Origin of the sequence: Eudoraea sp. (assembly GCF_049665975.1) — a bacterium.
Lineage (GTDB): Bacteria > Bacteroidota > Bacteroidia > Flavobacteriales > Flavobacteriaceae > Eudoraea.
Genome location: NZ_JBATGR010000511.1, coordinates 1 through 2,138, shown reverse-complemented (window position 1 = coordinate 2,138; position 2,138 = coordinate 1). Strand labels below are relative to the sequence as shown.

The following is a 2,138-nucleotide window of genomic DNA, read 5'->3' as shown; positions in this document are numbered from 1 at the left end:
AGGATCAGATGCAACCTTGTATGGTGCGAGGGGCGCGCCAGGAGTATTTATTATCACCACGAAAAAATAGGTATTAAGTAACATATTACTATTACAATAGGGGATACACAACTTTCCATGAGAGCATGAAAAATTATATTTGGTTTATTGGAGCTTATAGTTTCCTGTTGCTATGGTCATGTCCGGTGTGGTCCCAAAAAAAAGACTTCATAGAAGGCAGGCTTCTTGATGCTAAAACCAATGAGCCTATAGTTTTTGCCAGTATCAGACTTAAAGGGAGAGCTTTGGGAGTTATTACCAATGCCGATGGAGGATTTAGAATTCCTCTAAGCTTGAAACAATATGGAGATATCCTTGAAATATCTTCCATGGGATATCAGACCAAAGAAATTTCCATTACCGAGTTGGCACAGGACCAACTCAATTTAATTCCATTGGCTGCAGGGGTTATAGGTTTGCAAGAAGCTACTGTTATAGGAAAAGACAAAAGGCGAAGAAACCTTGATGCATCACAAATTGTTCAGAAAGCCATTGATGCAATTCCTAATAACTATGCTTCAACATCCTTTTCAACAATAGGGTATTATCGCGATTATCAATTTAAAGATGAAGAATACATCAATCTTAACGAGGCCATTCTCGAAGTATTTGATCAAGGTATTGACCAATTAGACGATAGTACTTCTGAAGTCAGAATATTTAATTTCGATTTGAACAAAGATTTTAAAATAGATTCTATGGCGCGGAAAGCCTATGATTATAAATCTTATCGAAAAATTATAAAAAAAGCTTATCTGGATGTTTCCGGAGGCAATGAATTTCGAATTTTACGAATCCACGATGCCATTAGGAATTATAATGTAGATTCCTATGATTTTATAGGGACCTTAAAGACTAATTTTATTGAAAATCATTTTTTCCTAAGAAGTAGTGACACCAGCAGGGATAATGAAGAACTCTATACCATAAAATTTAAAGTATTTTACCCAAACTATAGAGTAAATGGAACCATTTATATATCAAAATTGGATTATTCTATTCATAAATTGGAGTACACCATGTACGATGAGAAAAAATGGAGTAAGAACCGTAAGAAAAACAAACATAGGCATCGACAGAAAGTAATTTTTGATATCACTACGAATTATCGAAGAATAAATGATAAAATGTATTTAAATTATATTTCTTTTAATAATAGCTTTATATTGTACATTCCACCTATTTTCATAGCCAATTATATTACGGTCGATTTAAAGTGTAAATGCTTTGTGATAGAATATAATAATCTTCCAGAACCCAAGTCCGCCCTAAACCTGCGCAATTATGAAGTAAATTTCAATAAACGGCGAGTGAAAATAAAAAGAGCTGAAAGACTACAAAATAGGGTCTTTTTATATCCAAATATGGAGCAAGAAGATATTACGAAGATGTTGGGTGAAATAATAGAAGAAGATAAAAAAGGTCTGAACCTAAATGCATTAATAGACGTAAGAATTGACAATGTTAGAGATACTTTGGGAAATTTAATTAATAAGTGGACGGAGGAAGAGTTTTTTCAATATCGAGAGTTTTTTGTGCAACGAGTCAAGCCAAATTCAAGAGCTCCTTTTGATAAACCTTTTATGGATAAAACCATACCCATATTCGCGGATCAACCAATTATCAAACCAAAAGATTACAAAGAGTATTGGATGAATACCCCCTTGCAAAACAAAGTAAACTAGCAGAAAAGCAATTTACAAGTACTACTTTCTTTTTCTATTTCTTTTCGTAACTTTCTTTTGTTCTTCAGAAGTCGGCAACTATATTTTTGATAAGGAGGTATTTTTGAATATTGATAGAAAGAATTACGCCGATTACACGGATATCTATCAGGTAATAAAACAAGAATTTACGGGTGTGATTGTAAATGGTAACACAATAATAGTAAGAGGATATATAGGCGGAGATCAAACACCTTTGTTCGTTGTTGATGGGAATTATGTCAGCAATATTGGTAATATTAATCCGGTAGAGTTAAAGTCCATCAAATTACTAAAAGGATCAGATGCAACCTTGTATGGTGCGAGGGGCGCGCCAGGAGTATTTATTATCACCACGAAAAAATAGGTATTAAGTAACATATTACTATTACAATA

The 2,138-nt window shown here is 33.4% G+C and carries 2 protein-coding genes; both read left to right on the top strand.

The genetic code is table 11. The features are described from left to right. Positions 1–125: 125 nt before the first annotated feature. The gene (locus tag WBN20_RS16245) at positions 126–1,724 is read left to right on the top strand and encodes a carboxypeptidase-like regulatory domain-containing protein (protein WP_424282443.1); all 1,599 of its coding nucleotides are present in this window, start codon (positions 126–128) and stop codon (positions 1,722–1,724) included. A 103-nt stretch (positions 1,725–1,827) separates the two neighbouring features. After that, positions 1,828–2,109: a TonB-dependent receptor plug domain-containing protein gene (locus tag WBN20_RS16240; protein ID WP_424282442.1), complete on the top strand. Its 282-nt coding sequence runs from the start codon at positions 1,828–1,830 to the stop codon at positions 2,107–2,109. The last annotated feature ends 29 nt before the right edge of the window (positions 2,110–2,138 follow it).

Excerpts from the sequence above, each read along its gene's own strand:
- WBN20_RS16245 (WP_424282443.1), top strand. The coding sequence starts at position 126 with ATGAAAAATTATATTTGGTTTATTGGAGCTTATAGTTTCCTGTTGCTA.